Here is a 19,639-nt window from a genome sequence, read left to right on the forward strand (position 1 = left end):
CGCGATCGTCGCGGCCGTCGCCTTCGCGACGATCCTCGCCGTCGTCGCGGGGATCACCCTGGCCTCCTCCGCCTCCGTCGCCCACGACCTGTACGCCTCGCTGCGCCGCCGGCACGCGAAGCAGTACAGCGAGGTGACCGTGGCCCGGATCGCCGCCGCGGGGATCGGCGCGGCCGCGATCGGCCTGGGGCTGCTCGCCCGCGACCTCAACGTGGCCTTCCTCGTCGGGCTGGCCTTCGCGGTCGCGGCCTCCGCCAACCTGCCGGTGCTGCTCTACTCGCTGTTCTGGCGGAGGTTCACCACGCGCGGCGCGGTCTGGTCGGTGTACGGCGGTCTGATCCCGGCGGTGGTGCTGGTCCTGGTCTCGCCGGTGGTCTCCGGGAGCCCCGAATCGCTGTTCCCCGGTGTCGACTTCCATCTCTTCCCGTTGCAGAACCCGGGAGCGGTCTCCATTCCGCTGGGCTTCCTCGCCGGATGGATCGGGACCGTGACGTCGGCCGAGCCGCCCGACGAGGCGCGCCATGCCGAGGCCGAGGTCCGGTCGCTCACCGGCGCCGGCGCCGCCTGACGAAGCAGGGGATCCGGGCCTCCGTCCGGCGCCGCCCGACGAAGCCCCGGGAGCCGGGCCTCTGCGGTCTCCCTGGCCTCCGCGGGCCTCCGCGGCCCCCCCCGGGCCTCCCTGGCCTCCGCGGGGCTCAGCCGGTGGTCGGCGAGGTCGCCCAGGCGTAGCGGTGCTCCGGGCGGCCCGTCTCGCCGTACCGGAGGGAGAGGCGGACCCTTCCGGTGCGTTCGAGGAGCTTGAGGTAGCGCTGTGCGGTCTGGCGGCTGACGCCGGCCCGCTCGGCGATCTCCTGGGCGGACAGCGGCCCACCGGAGGCGAGCAGCACCTGGCGGACCAGCTCGGCCGTGGTGGGGGAGTGGCCCTTCGGCAGGTCCGGGGCCACGGAGCCCGCCGAGAGGACCCCGAAGATCCGGTCCACCTCGGCCTGCTCCGCCTCGCCGCCGCTCTCCAGGGTGCGGCGGAGCGTCGCGTACGCCTCCAGCTTGGCGCGGAGACCGGCGAAGTTGAACGGCTTGACCAGGTACTGGAGGGCTCCGTGCCGCATCGCCGCCTGCACGGTGGCCACGTCCCGCGCCGCCGTCACCATGATCACGTCGCACTGGTGGCCGCGCGCGCGGAGCTCCCGTACGGCGGCCAGCCCGTTCTCGTCGGGAAGGTAGTGGTCCAGGAGGATCAGGTCCACCGGCCGCTCGTCCAGGGCGGCGAGCGCCTCGGCGGTGGAGTGGGCGGTGGCGGCGACGCGGAAGCCGGGCACCTTGGTGACGTAGGCGGCGTTGATCCGGGCGACCAGCACGTCGTCGTCGACGACCAGGACGTCGATCATCGGGCCTCCTCGACGGGCTCCGGATCCGGCCCCCGGAGGGCCGGGTCCGCTGCGGCTTCCGGGCCCCGGAGGGCCGCCTCCGCTGCGGCTTCCGGGCCCCGGGCAGCCGTGTCCGCCGCGGATTCCGGCCCCGCGGCCGGCACGTCCGGTACCGGGTCCGGTTCGGTCAGGGCGTCCGGGAGGACGACCGTGAACTCCGCGCCGCCGTCGAGACCGTCGGCGACCCGCGCGGTGCCGCCCCGGCGCTCGGCCAGCCGGCGGACCAGGGGGAGACCGAGGCCGCGCTTTCCGTGCGAGGGAAGAGCCTTCGTGGACCAGCCCTCGGTGAAGATCAGCTCGCGGCGCTCCTCGGGAACGCCCGGACCGCTGTCCGCGACCCGCAGCACGACCGTACGCCCCTCGGCGCGGAACGAGACGTCGATACGGGCGCCCGGGGTGCCCGCGACGGCGTCCAGGGCGTTGTCGACCAGATTGCCGACGACGGTGACCAGCTCGCGCGGGTCGACGAGCAGGTCCGGCAGCAGCGAGTCGGGGGTGAGCCGCAGCGAGGCGCCCCGCTCGGCGGAGACGGTCGCCTTGCCGACCAGGAGCGCCGCGAGCAGCGGATCGTGGACCTTCTCCGTGACCTGCTCGGCGGTGGCCCGGTGCACGCCGACCACCTCGGTGACGAACTCGACCGCCTCCTCGTGCATCTCCAGTTCCAGGAGCCCCAGGAGGGTGTGCATTCGGTTGGCGTGCTCGTGGTCCTGGGCGCGCAGGGCGTCGATCAGACCCCGCGTGGAGTCCAGCTCGCGCCCGAGCCGCTCCAGCTCGGTGCGGTCACGGAGGGTCGCCACGGCGCCGCCGTCGTCCGTCGGCATCCGGTTGGCGATGAGCACCCGGTGCCCGCGGACGGTCAGCAGGTCCTCGCCCGTCACCCGGCCCGCCAGGACGTCGGCGGTACGGCCCCGGCCGAGGACCTCGTCGAGCGGCCGGCCGGCCGCCTCGGGGCCGAGGCCCAGGAGCCGCTGCGCCTCGTCGTTCATGAGCCGGACGGACCCGTTGCGGTCCAGGGCCACGACCCCCTCGCGGATACCGTGCAGCATGGCCTCGCGTTCGGCGAGGAGCGCCGAGATGTCGGAGAAGGCCAGGTCGTGGGTCTGCCGCTGAAGGCGCCGGGAGATCAGGTAGGCGGCCAGGGCACCGGCCGCGAGCGCCCCGCCCGCGTAGGCGAGGAGGCCAGGGATCGCCGCGAGGAGCCGGTCGCGGACGCTGTCGTACTCGATGCCGACCGAGACCGCGCCGACGATGCGCCCGTCCGCGTCCCGCAGCGGCGTCTTGCCGCGCGCCGAGCGGCCCAGGGTGCCGCTGTCGATCTCCATCACCTTGCGCCCGGCGAGGACGTCGGTCGGATCGGTGGAGACGCGCCTGCCGATCGCGGCGGGATCGGTGTGCGACCAGCGCACCCCGCGCGTGTCCATGACGACGACGTACTCGGCGCCGGTGGAGGTCCGGATCCGCTCGGCCTCCGTCTGCACCGGCCCCCGCGCCGACGGCTGCGTACCCGTGAGGTCCGCGGCCAGCCGGGGGGATGCCGTGGTCCCCGCGATCGCCAGGGCCCGCCGCATGGCCTGGTCGTCCAGCTGGGCGCTGAGCGGGGCCAGGAAGAGCCCGGTGGCGAGGACCGTGACACCGGTCGCGATGGCCAGCTGCATCAGCAGGACCTGCGAGAACACCCGCTGCGGCCAGCCGAACCGCCGACGGCGCGCACGCGGGCGCGGAGGGCTGGTCTGTGCGGGGCTCATGCCGGAAACCGTAAGCGGCCACGCCCCGGGACCGGAAATGGCGCCGGCACGGGTGTCCGTGCGGAAACCTATTCTGGGGATCCCACAGCCGTGGGACCCGAAGGAACCGGAGGCACGTCCCTTGACCACGCAGCAGATCCCCGTCGTCGTCCTGGCCGGGTTTCTCGGGGCGGGGAAGACCACGCTCCTGAACCATCTGCTGCGCAGCTCCCGGGGGACCCGCATCGGCGTCATGGTGAACGACTTCGGCGACATCGGCATCGACGCGATGAGAATCGCCGGGCAGGTCGGCTCCACCGTCTCCCTCGGCAACGGCTGCCTGTGCTGCGCCGTCGACGCGAGCGAGCTCGACGAGTACCTGGAGGTCCTCACCCGCCCCGAGTCCCGGCTCGATGTGATCGTGATCGAGGCGAGCGGCCTTGCCGAGCCGCAGGAACTGGTCCGCATGGTCCTCGCCAGCGAGAACGAGCGGATCGTGTACGGCGGGCTCGTCCAGGTCGTCGACGCGGCCGAGTTCTCCGCGACCCGGGAGCGGCACCCCGAGACCGACCGGCACCTGACGATCGCCGACCTCGTGGTCGTGAACAAGACCGACCGGGTCTCCGACGCCGAGCTGCTCGCCGTCCACGAGACGGTGGGGGGTCTCGCCGGGAAGGCCGTGGTCGTGGGCACCACGCACGGGCGGATCGACCCGGAGCTGCTCTTCGACCGGGTCGTCCCCGAAGGGGAGATCGAGGGGCAGATGTCGATCGAGGACATCCTGTACGGGACGGAGGACGGCGACGGCGACCCGCGGGCCCACCCCCACGCGTCCTACGAGACCGTCTCCCTGACCGCCGCCGGACCGCTCCACCCGCGCCGGCTGATGGCCTTCCTCGACGCGCGGCCCGAGGGGCTCTACCGGATCAAGGGCTTCGTCGACTTCGGCGCCGCCGATCCCGACAACCGCTACGCCGTGCACGCGGTGGGCCGTTTCCTGCGCTTCTACCCCGAGCGGTGGCCCGAGGGCGAGGAGCGGCTCACCCAGCTCGTCCTGATCGGGTCCGGCGTCGACGCGGCCGGTCTGCGCAAGGAGCTGGCGCAGTGCGAGCAGAACGGGCCGCAGGACACCCCCGACGAGCCGAGCATGTGGGGTGTCCTGCGGTACGTGCAACGGACGGAGGACGAGCCCGCCTGACCTGACCTGACCTGACCTGACCTGACCTGACCTGACCTGACCGGACCGCGACACGCGGCGGGCGAGGGTCCTTCACTCGGGGAGGGGCGGGTCCCTCCGTGGCCCGGTATGGCAAGAGACCCCGTGCGAGCGGCGGTTGCCGGTTGCGCGGGGTCTCTCTCGGGGTTCGGTTCGGTCAGGAGGCCGGGCTTGCCACCACGTCCACAGGGCGGGCGAGCGGGGTGCCCGAGCCGTCGCGGCGGGGGTCGACGTCCGGGAGCTCCACCGGGGTGCCGGTCTTCTGCGCGGCGCGGGCCGGGGTGGTGCCCGCCCAGGCCAGGATCAGGACGTCCTCGCCCTTCAGGAAGCGCTGGCAGCGGACGCCGCCGGTCGCGCGTCCCTTGCGCGGGTACTGGTCGAAGGGCGTCAGCTTCGCCGACGTACCCGCCGAGGAGTCGAGCGTGCCCGTGGAGCCCGCGACGGTGAAGACGACGGCGTCCGCCGCCGGGTCGACCGCCGTGAACGAGAGCACGTCCGCGCCGTCCGCCAGCTTGACGCCCGCCATACCGCCGGCCGGCCGGCCCTGGGGCCGTACCTGCGCGGCCGGGTAGCGCAGGAGCTGGGCGTCGGAGGTGATGAAGACCAGGTCCTCCTCGCCCGTCCGCAGCTCGGTCGCGCCGACGATCCGGTCGCCCTCCTTGAGGGTGATGACCTCCAGCTCGTCCTTGTTCGCCGGGTAGTCCGGGACCACGCGCTTCACCACGCCCTGCAGGGTGCCCAGGGCGAGCCCCGGCGAGCCCTCGTCGAGCGTGGTCAGGCAGACCACGGTCTCGTCCGCCTCCAGGGAGAGGAACTCGGACAGCGGCGCGCCGCCCGCCAGGTTCGGCGCGGACGCGGTGTCCGGGAGCTGCGGCAGGTCGATCACCGCGATCCGGAGCAGCCGGCCGGACGAGGTCACCGCGCCGATGTCACCGCGCTGGGTGGCGGCCACCGCCGACAGGATCACGTCGTGCTTGACGCGGGTGGCGTCCGGGTCGACCGGCGGCAGCTCCGCCCTCGCCGTACGGGCCAGCAGCCCGGTCGAGGAGAGCAGCACGCGGCACGGGTCGTCCGCGACCTCCAGGGAGACGGCCGCGACGGGCGCGCCCGCCGACTCGAGCAGGACCGTGCGCCGGTCCGTGGCGAACTTCTTCGCGATCGCGGCCAGTTCCGCCGAGACCAGCTTCCGTAGCTCCGCGTCGGAGTCGAGGATCCCGGTCAGCTCGTCGATCTCGCCGTTGAGCCGGTTCTGCTCGGTCTCCAGCTCGATCCGGTCGAACTTGGTGAGGCGGCGCAGCGGGGTGTCCAGGATGTACTGCGTCTGGATCTCGCTGAGCGAGAAGCGCTCGATCAGGCGCTCCTTGGCCTGCGCCGAGTTCTCGCTCTCCCGGATCAGCCGGATGACCTCGTCGATGTCGAGCAGGGCGACGAGCAGGCCCTCCACCAGGTGGAGCCGGTCGCGCTTCTTGGTGCGGCGGAACTCGGAGCGGCGCCGGACGACCTCGAAGCGGTGGTCGAGGTAGACCTCCAGGAGCTCCTTGAGGCCGAGCGTCAGCGGCTGGCCGTCCACCAGCGCCACGTTGTTGATGCCGAAGGACTCCTCCATCGGCGTCAGCTTGTAGAGCTGCTCCAGGACGGCCTCGGGCACGAAGCCGTTCTTGATCTCGATGACCAGGCGCAGACCGTGGCTGCGGTCGGTCAGGTCCTTGACGTCCGCGATGCCCTGGAGCTTCTTGGAGCCGACCAGGTCCTTGATCTTGGAGATGACCTTCTCGGGGCCGACCGTGAACGGCAGCTCGGTCACGACGATGCCCTTGCGGCGCGCCGTCACCGTCTCCACGCTGGTCGTGGCGCGGATCTTGAACGAGCCGCGGCCCGACTCGTACGCGTCCTTGATGCCGGAGAGGCCGACGATCCGGCCGCCGGTCGGCAGGTCGGGTCCGGGCACGAAGCGCATCAGCGTCTCGAGGTCGGCGCCCGGGTGGCGGATCAGGTGGCGGGCGGCCGCGATCACCTCGCCGAGGTTGTGCGGGGGCATGTTGGTCGCCATGCCGACCGCGATGCCCGACGCGCCGTTGACCAGCAGGTTCGGGTAGGCGGCGGGCAGTGCCACCGGCTCCTGCTCCTGGCCGTCGTAGTTCGGCGAGAAGTCGACCGTGTCCTCGTCGATGGACTCGGTCATGAGCAGGGCGGCCGGGGCCATCCGGGACTCGGTGTACCGCATGGCGGCCGGCGGGTCGTCGTTGCCCAGGGAACCGAAGTTGCCGTGGCCGTCGACCAGGGGGAGCCGCATGGAGAAGGGCTGTGCCATGCGGACCATGGCGTCGTAGATCGACGCGTCGCCGTGCGGGTGGAGCTTGCCCATCACCTCGCCGACGACTCGGGCGCACTTGACGAAGCCCCGGTCGGGCCGGAGCCCCATCTCGTTCATCTGGAAGACGATGCGTCGCTGGACGGGCTTCATGCCGTCACGGGCGTCCGGGAGGGCACGCGAATAGATCACCGAGTACGCGTACTCGAGGAAGGAGCCCTGCATCTCGTCGACAACGTCGATGTCGAGGATTCGCTCCTCGAACGCGTCGTCCGGCGGCGGTGTCTTCGTGCTGCGGCGGGCCATCGCGGCTGCGGCTCCTTCACCAACATGGTTGATCTGACGCGGACCATTGTGGACCGTGCCACCGACAACGCCGACCGCGACCCGGAAGAGGGACATCTCCCGGGGGCGGGAACTTCGCCAGGTGTCGGCGCGCTTGCATACAGTGGCAGGACTTTTTCACATCGCGATCGAAGGGACGTACATGCCCATGGGTCACACGGCCACGGCCGAGGCCGGCTCCGGCGGCCTGACAGCGACCGAGCACCGGTTGGCGAACGGCCTGCGCGTGGTGCTCTCGGAGGACCACCTGACCCCGGTCGCCGCGGTCTGCCTCTGGTACGACGTCGGCTCGCGGCACGAGGTCCCGGGCCGCACGGGCCTCGCCCACCTCTTCGAGCACCTGATGTTCCAGGGCTCGAAGCAGGTCCACGGCAACGGGCACTTCGAGCTCGTGCAGGGTGCGGGCGGTTCGCTCAACGGCACGACGAGCTTCGAGCGCACCAACTACTTCGAGACCATGCCCACCCACCAGCTGGAGCTCGCGCTCTGGCTGGAGGCCGACCGCATGGGCTCGCTGCTCGCCGCCCTCGACGACGAGTCCATGGAGAACCAGCGGGACGTCGTCAAGAACGAGCGCCGCCAGCGCTACGACAACGTGCCGTACGGCACGGCCTTCGAGAAGCTGACCGCCCTGGCCTACCCGGAGGGGCACCCGTACCACCACACGCCGATCGGGTCGATGGCCGACCTGGACGCGGCCACCCTGGAGGACGCGCGGAGCTTCTTCCGCACGTACTACGCCCCGAACAACGCCGTGCTGTCGATCGTCGGGGACATCGACCCGGAGCAGACCCTCGCCTGGGTCGAGAAGTACTTCGGCTCCATCCCCGGCCACGACGGCAAGCCCGCACCGCGCTCCGGCGACCTGCCCGAGGTCATCGGCGAGCAGCTGCGCGAGGTCGTCGAGGAGGAGGTCCCGGCCCGCGCGCTGATGGCCGCCTACCGGCTGCCGCACGACGGCACGCGCGCGTGCGACGCCGCCGACCTGGCCCTGACGGTCCTCGGCGGCGGCGAGTCCTCCCGGCTGCACAACCGCCTGGTCCGCCGCGACCGCACGGCCGTCGCCGCCGGCTTCGGCATGCTGCGGCTCGCGGGCGCGCCCTCGCTCGGCTGGCTGGACGTCAAGACCTCCGGCGGGGTCGAGGTCCCGCAGATCGAGGCGGCCGTCGACGAGGAGCTCGCCCGGTTCGCCGCCGAGGGCCCCACGCCCGAGGAGATGGAGCGCGCGCAGGCCCAGTTGGAGCGCGAGTGGCTCGACCGGCTCGGCACCGTCGCGGGCCGCGCCGACGAACTGTGCCGGTTCGCGGTGCTGTTCGGCGACCCGCAGCTCGCGCTGACCGCCGTCGACCGCGTCCTGGCGATCACCGCCGACGAGGTGCGGGAGGTCGCCGCGGCCACGCTGCGCCCCGACAACCGCGCGGTGCTGGTCTACGAGCCGCTGGCGGCCGAACAGAGCGAGAGCGCCGACGGCGACGACGAGGAAGAGGGAGCGGACCAGTGACCGACGCCGCCGCGTCTTTGACGAGCATGGACTTCCACCCGCAGCCGACGCCCGGCACCGCCCGGCCCTGGGCCTTCCCGGCCCCGGACCGCGGCGCCCTGGACAACGGCCTGACGGTGCTCACCAGCCACCGCCCCGGCCAGCAGGTCGTGGCCGTGGAGATCTTCCTGCCGGCCCCGCTCGACGCCGAGCCCGCCGGTCTCGACGGTGTCGCGACCATCATGGCCCGCGCGCTCTTCGAGGGCACGGACCAGCAGAGCGCCGAGGACTTCGCGGCCGAGCTGGAGCGCTGCGGCGCCACGCTCGACGCGTACGCCGACCACCCGGGCGTACGGGTCTCCCTGGAGGTTCCCGTCTCCCGGCTGCCCAAGGCGCTCGGCCTCGTCTCCGAGGCCCTGATCGCGCCGGCGTTCCTCGAGACCGAGGTCGAGCGCCTGGTGCGCAACCGCCTCGACGAGATCCCGCACGAGACGGCCAACCCGGCCCGCCGCGCCGCCAAGCAGCTCTCCAAGGAGCTGTTCCCGGCCGGGGCCCGGATGTCCCGGCCGCGCCAGGGCACCGAGGAGACCGTCGAGGCGATCGACGCCGCCGCGGTCCGCGCCTTCTACGAGGCGTACGTCCGGCCCGCCACGGCCACCGCCGTGGTCGTCGGCGACCTCACGGGGGTCGACCTGGACAAGGTCCTCGCCGAGACCCTGGGCGCCTGGACCGGCGAGTCCGCCGAGCCGCTCCCGATGCCGCCGATCACCGCCGACGACACCGGACGGGTCGTCATCGTGGACCGTCCCGGCGCCGTCCAGACCCAGTTGCTGATCGGCCGGGTCGGACCCGACCGCCACGACAGCGTCTGGCCGGCCCAGGTCCTGGGCACGTACTGCCTCGGCGGCACCCTCACCTCGCGGCTCGACCGGGTCCTGCGCGAGGAGAAGGGCTACACGTACGGCGTGCGGGCCTTCGGGCAGGTGCTCCGCTCGGACGGCCGGGGGAACGGTGCCTCGCTGCTCGCCATCAGCGGTTCCGTGGACACGCCCAACACCGGCCCGGCGCTTGACGACCTGTGGAAGGTGCTGCGGACGCTGGCCGCCGAGGGTCTCACCGACGCCGAGCGGGAGACGGCCGTGCAGAACCTGGTGGGGGTCGCGCCGCTCAAGTACGAGACCGCCGCATCGGTCGCGGGGACGCTCTCCGACCAGGTCGAGCAGCACCTCCCGGACGACTACCAGGCCCAGTTGTACGCCCGGCTGGCCGAGACGGGCACGGTCGAGGCGACCGCGGCCGTGGTCAGCGCCTTCCCGGTGGACCGTCTCGTCACCGTGCTCGTCGGCGACGCGTCGGAGATCGCGGAGCCGGTGCGCGCGCTCGGGATCGGTGAAGTGACCGTCGTGACCGGCTGATTCACGCCGCCTTCACGGCATGGGAGGACCTCGACGGCATGGTTCGTCGGGGTCCTCCTCTTTGTCCGTATTGGGAACATGGTGACTGTATGCCTTGTGGCATGTCTTACAAATTGCTTGTCCGGTTGGTGATTGAAAGACGATCCGCATAGCGTCAGGCCGTCTGTTCGTCAGTTGCACGTGCCGCACCCGCGGCATCGGACAGACATCGCCGAGTCCCCGTCAGGCGCGAGCCTGGGGAGCCGGGGACCCACACGCAGTCCCTGGGGTGAATCGGGCGCCTTCGTCTCGTACGGAGGGGCCCGTAGGAGACCTTCCTGCTCCGAACCCGTCAGCTAACCCGGTAGGCGAGAGGGAAGGAAAGGATCAGCCCCTACATGGCGTTCACCCGTGCCACCGGGAAGCATCGTGCTCCGAGCCGGATGGCGCGCCGCGGCGCGGGCATCGCCGGCGTAGCGACGCTCGCCACCACCGGCGTCATCGGAACCCTCGCTTCCCCGGCGCTCGCCGCCGACACGGACACCCGCTCGCCCGAGGACACCGGCCTCATCAAGGTGATCACCGAGGACTCGCTGGCCGAGCGGATCGACGCCCAGGCCGCCGCCCAGGAGCAGGAGGCCTTCGAGGTCGCCGCCAAGGCGAAGGCCAAGGCCGAGGCGAAGCGCAAGGCCGAGGCCCGCGCCAAGGAGATCCGCGAGGCGGAGCAGCGTGCGGCCCGTGAGGCCGAGCGCCGCCGCCTGGCCTCCTTCCAGCTGCCCGTCGAGGGCACGTACGTGTCCACCGGCTACAAGACCGGCGGCTCGCTCTGGTCCTCCGGCAGCCACTCCGGCATCGACTTCCACGCCGCCTACGGCAGCAACGTCGTCTCCGTCGGCTCGGGCACCGTCGTCGAGGCCGGCTGGGGCGGCGCGTACGGCAACAACATCGTCATCCGGATGAACGACGGCACGTACACCCAGTACGGTCACCTCTCCTCCATCGGGGTCTACGTCGGCCAGACCGTCGAGCCCGGTGAGCGGATCGCCATCTCGGGCTCGACCGGGAACTCGACCGGCCCGCACCTCCACTTCGAGGCGCGGACGACGGCCGAGTACGGCTCCGACATCAACCCGGTCTCGTACCTGCGCGCCCGCGGCGTCAACGTCTGACCCGGGGCGGTCCCAGGGAGCCCCTCACGCAGGACCGGCGGTTCCGCTGCCGCCCCCCCCCGCATCGCAAAAGCCCCGGCTCGTACAGAGCCGGGGCTTTTCGTCGGTCGCGGGACATCGATATTCCGCCGGGGCATCGGAAATTCCGGCGTGCTGCAATAGAGTCGCAGATCGGGCGCAGAACAGGCGTCGTCGTAATTGACTCGCGCAGACCAAAGGCGGAGGTCGGACATGCGCATTCCCGCGCACTCGGTATGCACGGCGATCCGGGACGACATCGTCTCCGGCGTCTTCGAGCGGGGCGGCCGGCTGACCGAGGACCAGCTGGCCCGCCGGTACGGGGTGTCCCGCGTCCCGGTCCGCGAGGCCCTGCGCACCCTGGAGTCCGAGGGCTTCGTCGTCTCCCGCCGCCACGCCGGGGCGCATGTCTCCGAGCCCACCGAGCAGGAGGCCGCCGATCTGCTCGACATGCGGGCGCTGCTCGAACCGCTGGGGGCGGCCCGCGCCGCCCAGCGGCGCACGGAGGCTCATCTCAAGGTGCTGCGCGGCCTGGTCAGGCTGGGGCAGGAGCGGGCCAGGCGCGGGCAGGGCGACGATCTGCGCTCGCTCGGCGGCTGGTTCCACGAGACGCTCGCGCAGGCCTCCGGCAGCCCGGCCCTGACGGCGCTGCTGACCCAGCTGCGGCACAAGATCGCCTGGATGTACACCGTCGACCAGCCCGAGCGGCCGGTGGAGGCCTGGGCCGAGCACGGCGCGATCGTGGACGCCGTGGCGCGCGGTGACGCCGAGCGGGCGCGGACGCTGACCGCGCTGCACGCGGAGCGCTCGCAGTCGCTGCACCGCCTCAAGCGGCCTGACCGCGGCCGTGTGAGGGTTTCGCAACACGCAGTCAACACGGCGAGTTCCCAGAATTAACGCGCGCATCGTATACATGGAATAGGAATTCGACGCCGCTGCTTCGTGCTGCCCTGAAAGAGGGCCGTGCCGCCCGGAAAGAGGGGGCTGCGGAAAAGCGAATGGCCGTGGCCGCCGAAATTCCGGCGGCCACGGCCATTCGCCGTGCGAAGGGGGTCGACCCGGATCAGACGGTCTCGGGAAGCTCGTCCAGGCCCTCGGCGACCAGCTTCGCCAGGCGGTCCAGAGCGGCCTCGGCGCCGTCGGCCTCCGAAGCGAGGACGATCTCCTCGCCGCCCTGCGCGCCCAGGCCGAGCACCGCGAGCATGGAGGCGGCGTTCACCGGGGTGCCGTCGGACTTGGCGATCGTCACCGGAACGCCGGAAGCCGTGGCGGCACGGACGAAGATGGACGCGGGGCGGGCGTGGAGGCCCTCGGCCCAGCCGACGTTGACGCGGCGCTCAGCCATGGTGTTGCCCTTCAAGTCTCAAGCGGGTTGTCTAGACCAGTCTCTCACGGGATGCTGCGTGCTCGCGCCGACCTTCGGCCCGGATCGGACCGCCCTTCGGCCCTCCCTCGCCGTGCCCGGCGTGCTCCCTACCTTGCACGGCGGACCCCCGCCGCGCGAGCGGTGCCGCTCCCGTGTCGCGGCGCGTGCGTCCGCCGTACCGCGCCCCTCGCCCTCGCCGTGACGCGCCCCTCGCCCTCGCCGTGACGAGACCTGTGCCGTGACCCGTGCCGTGACCCGTGACGCGGCCCGTGCCCCCACCGTGCGGCGGTCGTAGGCTGACCCCATGCAGAGCGCGTCGGACCAGCTGCCGGAGCACGACTACCCCGACCACTGGGAAGCGGACGTGGTGCTCCGCGACGGCGGCACCGCGCGCATCCGGCCCATCACGGCCGACGACGCCGACCGCCTCGTCAGCTTCTACGAGCAGGTCTCGGACGAGTCGAAGTACTACCGCTTCTTCGCCCCCTACCCGCGGCTGTCCGCCAAGGACGTGCACCGCTTCACCCACCACGACTTCGTGGACCGGGTCGGCCTCGCGGCGACCGTCGGCGGCGAGTTCATCGCCACCGTGCGCTACGACCGCATCAACGACCGGGGCCTGCCCGCCTCCGCCCCGGCCGACGAGGCCGAGGTCGCCTTCCTCGTCCAGGACGCCCACCAGGGGCGCGGCGTCGCCTCCGCCCTGCTCGAACACATCGCGGCCGTCGCGCGCGAGCGGGACATCCGGCGCTTCGCCGCCGAGGTGCTCCCCGCCAACAACAAGATGATCAAGGTGTTCACCGACGCGGGCTACACCCAGAAGCGCAGCTTCGAGGACGGGGCCGTCCGGCTCCACCTCGACCTCGAACCCACCGACCGCTCCCTGGCCGTGCAGCGCGCGCGGGAGCAGCGGGCCGAGGCCCGCTCCGTGCAGCGCCTCCTCACCCCCCGGTCCGTCGCCGTCGTCGGCGCCGGGCGCGCACCGGGCGGCGTCGGCCGGACGGTCCTCCGCAACCTCCTCGCCGCCGGGTACACCGGACGCGTGTACGCGGTCAACGCCTCGCTCGCCGGGAACGGCGGCCCCGTCGCGTTCGACGGCGTCCCCGCCCACCCCTCCGTCGCGGCCATCGGCGAACCCGTCGACCTCGCGATCGTCGCCGTCCCCGCCGAACGGGTGCCGGAGGTCGTCGCCGACTGCGGCGAGCACGGCGTCCAGGGTCTGGTCGTCCTCTCCGCCGGATACGCCGAGAGCGGGGCCGACGGGCGCGAGCGGCAGCGCCAGCTGGTCCGGCAGGCCCGCTCGTACGGCATGAGGATCATCGGCCCGAACGCCTTCGGGATCATCAACACCGCCGCCGACGTCCGGCTCAACGCCTCCCTCGCCCCGCAGACGCCCGCCGCCGGGCGGATCGGGCTCTTCACCCAGTCCGGCGCCATCGGCATCGCCCTCCTCGCCGGACTCCACCGGCGGGGCGCCGGGCTCTCCTCCTTCATCTCGGCCGGCAACCGCGCCGACGTCTCCGGCAACGACTTCCTCCAGCACTGGTACGACGACCCCGGCACGGATGTCGTCCTGCTCTACCTGGAGTCGATCGGCAACCCCCGGAAGTTCACCCGGCTCGCGCGCCGCACCGCCGCCGTCAAGCCGGTCGTCGTCGTCAAGGGCGCCCGGCACAGCGGCAGCGCGCCGCCCGGACACCGCGTGCCGGTCACCCGCATCCCGCACGCCACGGTCTCCGCGCTCCTCCGCCAGGCCGGCGTCATCCGCGTCGACACCGTCACCGAGCTGGTGGACGCCGGAGTGCTGCTCGCCGCCCAGCCACTGCCCGCCGGTCCCCGGGTCGCGATCCTCGGCAACTCCGAGTCCCTCGGCCTGCTCACGTACGACGCCTGCCTGACGGAGGGGCTGCGCCCGCTGCGGCCGCTCGACCTCACGACGGCCGCGGAACCCGCGGACTTCCGGGACGCCCTCGTGGCGGCCCTCGCGGACGAGACCTCCGACGCGGTCGTGGTGAACGCGATCCCGTGGGTCGGGGAGAACGGCGCCACCGAGTTCGGCGACGGAGAGGTGCTCGCCGCCTCCCTCCGCGAGGCCGTCGCCTCCGCCCAGGCCCCCACGAAGCCGGTGGTCGTCGTCCACGTGGAGATGGGCGGCCTCGCGGAGGCCCTCGCCGTCGCCACGAGCACCCGCCCGACGGCACCGGGCCGGGGTGCGGCCGCCGCCCCGGGATCCCGGCCGACCGGACTCCCGGCCGCACCGGGGACCGGGACCGCCGGGCCCGGGACCGCCGGGATCGCGACCGTCCCCGGAACCGACTCCGTGGGCCCGGGGGAGAGCCCCGTCCCCGGAACGGCCGACGCGGGGCCGAACGGCGCCGTGCCCGCCTCCGCCGGGTCGGGCTCCGCCGTGTCAGCCCCCGCCCCCGCACCCGCGTCCGGTGCCGGGGCCGTCGGAGACGGCGACGCCGACCCGGGGTCCGCGCCCGTCCCCGGCCCGCCCGCCACCATCCCCTCCTACCCCGCCGCCGAGCGGGCCGTGCGGGCCTTGGCCGAGGCCGTGCGGTACGGGCAGTGGCGGCGCCAGGCCGCCGAACCCGGACGGGTGCCCGAGTACGAGGACATCGACGAGGCCGGGGCCGCCGCGCTCATCGAGCGGGTGCTCGGCGGCGACGGCGCCGACCCGCGCGGTGTGACCCTCGACACCGCGCAGGCGGGGGAGCTGCTCGCCCGCTACGGCATCGCCGTCCTGCCCACGCTGCCCGCGCCCACCCCCGACGCCGCCGTCGCGGCCGCCGGCCGGCTCGGCTACCCGGTCGCCCTCAAGACGACCGCGCCCCACCTCCGCCACCGCCCCGACCTCGGGGGCGTACGGCTCGATCTGGCGTCCGAGGAACAGCTCCGCACGGCCTACGCCGAGCTGACCGAGGTCCTCGGCAAGCCCGAGGAGCTCCTGCCGGTCGTCCAGACGATGGTGCCCCGGGGGGTCGACACCGTCGTCCGCTCCGCCATCGACCCGGCCGTCGGCGCGGTCCTCTCCTTCGGTCTCGCGGGCGCCGCGTCCGAGCTGCTCGGCGACACGGCCCACCGGCTGGTGCCGGCCACCGACCGGGACGTCGCCGACCTGGTCCGCTCCCTCCGCACCGCCCCGCTGCTGTTCGGCTGGCGCGGCTCCGCCCCCGTCGACACACCGGCCCTCGAGGAGGTGCTGCTCCGGGTCTCCCGGCTGGTCGACGACCACCCCGAGGTGGTCGCCGTCTCCCTGGAGCCGGTGGTCGTGGCAGCGCGCGGACTGTCCGTCCTCGGCGCCACCGTGCGGCTGGCCCCGCCGCCGCCCCGTACCGACCTCGGCCCGCGCAGCCTGCCGAGCTACTGAAGGGCCTGAGAGGGGCCCGCAGCCCCGTAGGATGGAGTCCATGGCGAAGACCGGTACGACGACCCAGGGGCTGCGCGCGGCGATCGAGCGCAGCGGCTACTACCCGGCCCTCGTGGCCGAGGCGGTGGAGGCCGCCGTCGGCGGCGAGGCCGTCGCGTCGTACGTCGTGCACCAGGAGACCACGTTCGACGCCAACGAGGTCCGGCGCCACGTCACCGTCCTCGTCCTGACGCCGCACCGCTTCATCGTCAGCCACACCGACGAGCAGGCCGCCGACACCAGCTCCCCGACGCCGTACGCCACGACGTCCACCGAGTCCGTGAAGCTCGACCGGATCTCGTCGGTCGTCGTCAGCCGTGTCGTCGCCAACCCGGAGTCGTACACCCCCGGCACACTGCCCCGCGAGGTGGTCCTCACCATCGGCTGGGGCGCCGTCTCCCGCATCGACCTGGAGCCCGCCGCCTGCGGCGACGCCAACTGCGACGCCGACCACGGCTACACGGGCAACGCCACCGCCGACGACCTCAGCCTCCGGGTGAGCGAGGCCGGGGACGGCCCGGACACCGTCCGGCAGACCCTCGTCTTCGCCCAGGCCCTGTCCGAAGCCATCGCGGCCACCGCCGCCCCCACGCGCTGATGGTGCAGCCGACCGCCGTGACCCACGGCTGGCCCGACGACCCGGTTCCGCTCGCCCCGGACACCGCGCCGGTCCCCGAGTACACCTTCGGCTCCCTCGGCGACCTGCTGCCGACGCTCGTCGCCGGTCAGGGCGTGCCCGGGTACGAGGCCCGGATCGCCGAGCTCTCCCCGGCCGACCGGAACTGCGTCTTCCTGATCGACGGACTCGGCTGGGAGCAGATCAAGGCCCACCCGGACGAGGCCCCGTACCTGACCTCGCTCCTCGGCTCCTCGCGCGGGGGCACCGGCCGCCCGATCACCGCCGGCTTCCCCGCCACCACGGCGACCTCGCTCGCCTCCGTCGGCACCGGCCGCTACCCCGGTACGCACGGACTGCCCGGCTACACCGTGCGCAACCCCGAGACCGGCGAGCTGATGAACCAGCTGCGCTGGAAGCCGTGGACCTCGCCGCGTGTCTGGCAGCCGTACCCCACCGTCTTCCGGCTCGCCCACGAGGCCGGGATCCACACCGCGCAGGTGTCCTCCCCGATCTTCGAGCAGACCCCGCTCACCAAGGTCGCGCTGAGCGGCGGAACGTTCCACGGGCGGCTCTCCGGCGAGGAGCGGATGGACTTCGCCGCCGAGCAGCTCGGCGCGGGCGACCGCTCGCTGGTCTACACGTACTACAGCGAACTCGACGGCGCCGGACACCGCTTCGGCATGGACTCCGACGCCTGGCGCGGCCAGCTGATGTTCGTCGACCGGCTCGTGCAGCGGCTCGCCGAGCAGCTGCCGCCCCGCTCGGCGCTGTACGTCACGGCCGACCACGGCATGGTCGACATCCCCTTCGACGACCAGCACCGCATCGACTTCGACGAGGACTGGGAGCTCCGCGCGGGCGTCGCCCTCCTCGGCGGCGAAGGACGCGCCCGGCACGTCTACGCCGTGCCCGGAGCCGAGGCGGACGTCCTCACCTGCTGGCGCGAGGTGGTCGGCGAGCAGTTCTGGGTCGCGAGCCGCGACGAGGCGATCTCGCTCGGCTGGTTCGGGGACGAGATCGACGAGCGCGTGTACGGGCGGATCGGCGACGTCGTCGTCGCGGCCCACGACGACGTGGCGATCACCGCCTCCGTGAACGAGCCCCACGAGTCCGCGATGGCCGGCATGCACGGGTCCATGACCCCCGCGGAGCAGCTCGTCCCGCTGCTCGAAGTCCGCTCCTGAACCCGCCGGGACTCCGGACCCCCGGACGCGCCCCGGCACCCCGCCCCCTCCACGACCCGAAAGGTCCCCGTCCCGTCATGCCCGAGCTGGTCTTCTTCTCCGGAACCATGGACTGCGGGAAGAGCACCCTGGCACTCCAGATCGCCCACAACCGTGACGCGCGAGGGCTCCAGGGCGTGATCTTCACCCGTGACGACCGGGCGGGCGAGGGCAAGCTCTCCTCGCGGCTCGGCCTGGTGACGGAGGCGGTCGAGGCGCCGCAGGGCATGGACCTCTACGCGTACCTCGTCGCCCAGCTCTCCCAGGGCGGCAAGGCCGACTACGTGATCGTCGACGAGGCGCAGTTCCTCGCCCCGGAGCAGATCGACCAGCTCGCCCGGGTCGTCGACGATCTCGGTCTCGACGTCTTCGCCTTCGGCATCACCACCGACTTCAGGACCAAGCTCTTCCCCGGCTCGCAGCGGCTCATCGAGCTCGCGGACCGCATCGAGCAGCTCCAGGTCGAGGCCCTGTGCTGGTGCGGCGCCCGCGCCACGCACAACGCCCGCACGGTGGGCGGCGAGATGGTCGTCGAGGGCGAGCAGGTCGTCGTCGGCGACGTGAACCGCCCGGCCGAGGAGATCGGTTACGAGGTGCTGTGCCGGCGCCACCACCGGCGCCGCATGACCTCCGCCGCGGCCCGGGCGGGGGCCCTCTCCCCGGACGTGCTGCCGGTCAACGGCTGAGCCTCCGCGGGTCCCGGCCCGTACGGCGGGACCGGAGCGGGAGGGAAACGGTATCGGGGCGATCGACTCTGGCGGAGTAGTTCTCTGCAGGAGGAGTCTTTCGATGAAACATCCCCCGGACCGCATCGACGTGGCCGAGGGCCTGCGCCACATCCTTCAGGAGCTGTCCGCCATCGAGCGGTCGGTCGAGGGTGAACGCGCGGGCCTGCCGGATGCCCGTACGGACGGAGAGGGGTCCTGGGACGGGCCCGAGTTCACCGTCGAGACCGTCAGCGACAACAGCATGCACACCGTGGTGGACATCAGGGCGCTGCGCGACCCCGGCCAGCCCCCGCCCGACCGCGCCTCCGGTCCCGGGGAGGAGGAGGTCGCCGCGCTGCGCGCGACCGTGCGCGCGCTGCTCGATCTCGCGGACATCGGATCCGGGCGGGTGTGCACCACCGTGGTCCTCACTGAGCGGGGTCCACGGGTGGTCAGTTGCCGGCTGGGCGGCGGCGCGACCGTGTTCGCGCGGGAGCCGGGGGCGGGGGCGCCGGGCTGAGAGGGGCCGCCGGGGGTGTCCCCGGCGGGCCGTGCGGGATTCCGCAGGAGGGTTGTACCCGGGCTGACCTGGCGTTCCCGGGTGCGTTCCCGTGCCGTACCGGAGGGCGGTATCGGCTCGGGAACGGTCCGGGAACGGGTCACCGGAAAGTACGTGGTGTCGGGAAGCAGAACCGGAGAAAACCACGTAAAGGGGATATGGCCATGGGACGCAAGTCGACTGGATTCGCCGGGATCGTCGTCGCCGCCGCTCTCGCCCTCGGGCTCGGGGCCACGGTGCAGGCGGGTCACGAGCAGAGCCGGCCGGTCGGCGTCCAGGTCCAGGCCGACGACCAGGGCCCGACGGTGATCGGCAAGGGCGGCGTCGTCCAGGCCGGTGCGACGGACGACCAGGGTCCGACCGTCATCAAGCCCCGGGTCGTTCAGGCCGGTGCCACCGACGATCAGGGTCCGACCGTCATCAAGCCCCGGGTCGTCCAGGCCGGTGCGACCGACGACCAGGGTCCGACGGTGATCGGTAAGGGCGGGGTCGTTCAGGCCGGTGCGACCGACGACCAGGGTCCCACCGTCATCAAGCCCCGGGTCGTTCAGGCGGGTGCCACCGACGACCAGGGCCCCACCGTGATCGGCAAGGGCGTGCCCGCGGCCGGCGGCCCGAGCGTCTTCGCCGCCTGATTCCCGCTCGCAGGCCTCAGTCTCCTGGGCCGCCCGC

General features: G+C 73.0%; 16 protein-coding genes and 1 riboswitch. Of the genes, 12 read left to right on the forward strand and 4 right to left on the reverse strand.

The window, feature by feature from the left end; genetic code table 11:
• Positions 1 to 568, forward strand: a 568-nt coding sequence (locus tag AMK27_RS43625; RefSeq protein ID WP_445194849.1) for a solute symporter family protein, incomplete at its 5' end; no start/stop codon positions are given.
• 127 nt (positions 569 to 695) lie between these two features.
• Here AMK27_RS43625 and AMK27_RS13630 read toward each other — a convergent pair.
• Positions 696 to 1,385, reverse strand: coding sequence for a DUF7342 family protein (locus AMK27_RS13630; protein ID WP_073906327.1), 690 nt, complete (start codon positions 1,383 to 1,385; stop codon positions 696 to 698).
• Positions 1,382 to 3,169, reverse strand: coding sequence for a sensor histidine kinase (locus tag AMK27_RS13635; protein WP_073906329.1), 1,788 nt, complete (start codon positions 3,167 to 3,169; stop codon positions 1,382 to 1,384). Before AMK27_RS13635 ends, AMK27_RS13630 begins: the two co-directional genes overlap by 4 nt.
• Before the next feature lie 121 nt (positions 3,170 to 3,290).
• On the opposite strand from AMK27_RS13635, the gene AMK27_RS13640 reads away from it, so the two are divergent.
• Positions 3,291 to 4,346: a CobW family GTP-binding protein gene (locus tag AMK27_RS13640; protein WP_073906331.1), complete on the forward strand. Its 1,056-nt coding sequence runs from the start codon at positions 3,291 to 3,293 to the stop codon at positions 4,344 to 4,346.
• Between the two features lie 175 nt (positions 4,347 to 4,521).
• On the opposite strand, the gene AMK27_RS13645 is transcribed toward AMK27_RS13640, so the two are convergent.
• On the reverse strand, positions 4,522 to 6,981 hold the full coding sequence (locus AMK27_RS13645) for a DNA gyrase/topoisomerase IV subunit A (protein WP_073906333.1): 2,460 nt from the start codon (positions 6,979 to 6,981) through the stop codon (positions 4,522 to 4,524).
• 181 nt (positions 6,982 to 7,162) lie between these two features.
• On the opposite strand from AMK27_RS13645, the gene AMK27_RS13650 reads away from it, so the two are divergent.
• The 4 genes from AMK27_RS13650 to AMK27_RS13665 all read left to right on the forward strand — a co-directional run bounded on the left by AMK27_RS13650 (position 7,163) and on the right by AMK27_RS13665 (position 11,978).
• Positions 7,163 to 8,521, forward strand: a complete 1,359-nt coding sequence (locus tag AMK27_RS13650; RefSeq protein ID WP_073906335.1) for a M16 family metallopeptidase — start codon at positions 7,163 to 7,165, stop codon at positions 8,519 to 8,521.
• Between the two features lie 26 nt (positions 8,522 to 8,547).
• Entirely contained in the window at positions 8,548 to 9,915 is a 1,368-nt protein-coding gene (locus AMK27_RS13655) for a M16 family metallopeptidase (RefSeq protein ID WP_073907479.1), read from the forward strand.
• Positions 9,916 to 10,114: 199 nt separating this feature from the next.
• Positions 10,115 to 10,280, forward strand: a riboswitch (cyclic di-AMP (ydaO/yuaA leader).
• 12 nt (positions 10,281 to 10,292) lie between these two features.
• The gene (locus AMK27_RS13660; RefSeq protein WP_073906337.1) at positions 10,293 to 11,063 is read left to right on the forward strand and encodes a M23 family metallopeptidase; all 771 of its coding nucleotides are present in this window, start codon (positions 10,293 to 10,295) and stop codon (positions 11,061 to 11,063) included.
• A gap of 231 nt (positions 11,064 to 11,294) precedes the next feature.
• Positions 11,295 to 11,978 (forward strand): GntR family transcriptional regulator, encoded by a 684-nt coding sequence (locus AMK27_RS13665; protein ID WP_073906338.1) that lies wholly within the window; start codon positions 11,295 to 11,297, stop codon positions 11,976 to 11,978.
• Positions 11,979 to 12,144: 166 nt separating this feature from the next.
• Here AMK27_RS13665 and AMK27_RS13670 read toward each other — a convergent pair whose 3' ends face one another.
• Positions 12,145 to 12,426 (reverse strand): HPr family phosphocarrier protein, encoded by a 282-nt coding sequence (locus AMK27_RS13670; RefSeq protein ID WP_015036698.1) that lies wholly within the window; start codon positions 12,424 to 12,426, stop codon positions 12,145 to 12,147.
• Between the two features lie 325 nt (positions 12,427 to 12,751).
• Here AMK27_RS13670 and AMK27_RS13680 point away from each other — a divergent pair, with 325 nt between their 5' ends.
• The 6 genes from AMK27_RS13680 to AMK27_RS13705 all read left to right on the forward strand — a co-directional run bounded on the left by AMK27_RS13680 (position 12,752) and on the right by AMK27_RS13705 (position 19,602).
• Entirely contained in the window at positions 12,752 to 15,820 is a 3,069-nt protein-coding gene (locus AMK27_RS13680; protein WP_073906339.1) for a GNAT family N-acetyltransferase, read from the forward strand.
• A gap of 40 nt (positions 15,821 to 15,860) precedes the next feature.
• The gene (locus AMK27_RS13685) at positions 15,861 to 16,457 is read left to right on the forward strand and encodes a DUF5998 family protein (RefSeq protein WP_030325407.1); all 597 of its coding nucleotides are present in this window, start codon (positions 15,861 to 15,863) and stop codon (positions 16,455 to 16,457) included.
• A complete protein-coding gene (locus AMK27_RS13690; protein WP_073906340.1) occupies positions 16,457 to 17,662 on the forward strand; it encodes an alkaline phosphatase family protein in 1,206 nt (401 codons plus the stop codon). The genes AMK27_RS13685 and AMK27_RS13690 overlap by 1 nt, the downstream gene beginning before the upstream one ends.
• Before the next feature lie 77 nt (positions 17,663 to 17,739).
• Positions 17,740 to 18,387, forward strand: a complete 648-nt coding sequence (locus AMK27_RS13695) for a thymidine kinase (protein ID WP_073906341.1) — start codon at positions 17,740 to 17,742, stop codon at positions 18,385 to 18,387.
• A 103-nt stretch (positions 18,388 to 18,490) separates the two neighbouring features.
• Positions 18,491 to 18,928 carry a hypothetical protein gene (locus tag AMK27_RS13700; RefSeq protein WP_073906342.1) on the forward strand — a complete coding sequence of 146 codons (438 nt, stop codon included), beginning with the start codon at positions 18,491 to 18,493 and terminating at the stop codon, positions 18,926 to 18,928.
• A 203-nt stretch (positions 18,929 to 19,131) separates the two neighbouring features.
• Positions 19,132 to 19,602 carry a hypothetical protein gene (locus tag AMK27_RS13705; RefSeq protein WP_143204851.1) on the forward strand — a complete coding sequence of 157 codons (471 nt, stop codon included), beginning with the start codon at positions 19,132 to 19,134 and terminating at the stop codon, positions 19,600 to 19,602.
• The last annotated feature ends 37 nt before the right edge of the window (positions 19,603 to 19,639 follow it).

The sequence above is a fragment of the Streptomyces sp. CB02009 genome, from assembly GCF_001905825.1.
Classification (GTDB): Bacteria; Actinomycetota; Actinomycetes; order Streptomycetales; family Streptomycetaceae; genus Streptomyces.

What these genes read in the sequence shown, in the direction of transcription:
- AMK27_RS13630 (WP_073906327.1), bottom strand. Translation starts at nt 1,385, where the DNA reads ATGATCGACGTCCTGGTCGTCGACGACGACGTGCTGGTCGCCCGGATC.
- AMK27_RS13635 (WP_073906329.1), bottom strand. Translation starts at nt 3,169, where the DNA reads ATGAGCCCCGCACAGACCAGCCCTCCGCGCCCGCGTGCGCGCCGTCGG.
- AMK27_RS13645 (WP_073906333.1), bottom strand. Translation starts at nt 6,981, where the DNA reads ATGGCCCGCCGCAGCACGAAGACACCGCCGCCGGACGACGCGTTCGAG.
- AMK27_RS13650 (WP_073906335.1), top strand. Translation starts at nt 7,163, where the DNA reads ATGCCCATGGGTCACACGGCCACGGCCGAGGCCGGCTCCGGCGGCCTG.
- AMK27_RS13655 (WP_073907479.1), top strand. Translation starts at nt 8,548, where the DNA reads ATGGACTTCCACCCGCAGCCGACGCCCGGCACCGCCCGGCCCTGGGCC.
- AMK27_RS13660 (WP_073906337.1), top strand. Translation starts at nt 10,293, where the DNA reads ATGGCGTTCACCCGTGCCACCGGGAAGCATCGTGCTCCGAGCCGGATG.
- AMK27_RS13665 (WP_073906338.1), top strand. Translation starts at nt 11,295, where the DNA reads ATGCGCATTCCCGCGCACTCGGTATGCACGGCGATCCGGGACGACATC.
- AMK27_RS13670 (WP_015036698.1), bottom strand. Translation starts at nt 12,426, where the DNA reads ATGGCTGAGCGCCGCGTCAACGTCGGCTGGGCCGAGGGCCTCCACGCC.
- AMK27_RS13680 (WP_073906339.1), top strand. Translation starts at nt 12,752, where the DNA reads ATGCAGAGCGCGTCGGACCAGCTGCCGGAGCACGACTACCCCGACCAC.
- AMK27_RS13685 (WP_030325407.1), top strand. Translation starts at nt 15,861, where the DNA reads ATGGCGAAGACCGGTACGACGACCCAGGGGCTGCGCGCGGCGATCGAG.
- AMK27_RS13690 (WP_073906340.1), top strand. Translation starts at nt 16,457, where the DNA reads ATGGTGCAGCCGACCGCCGTGACCCACGGCTGGCCCGACGACCCGGTT.
- AMK27_RS13695 (WP_073906341.1), top strand. Translation starts at nt 17,740, where the DNA reads ATGCCCGAGCTGGTCTTCTTCTCCGGAACCATGGACTGCGGGAAGAGC.
- AMK27_RS13700 (WP_073906342.1), top strand. Translation starts at nt 18,491, where the DNA reads ATGAAACATCCCCCGGACCGCATCGACGTGGCCGAGGGCCTGCGCCAC.
- AMK27_RS13705 (WP_143204851.1), top strand. Translation starts at nt 19,132, where the DNA reads ATGGGACGCAAGTCGACTGGATTCGCCGGGATCGTCGTCGCCGCCGCT.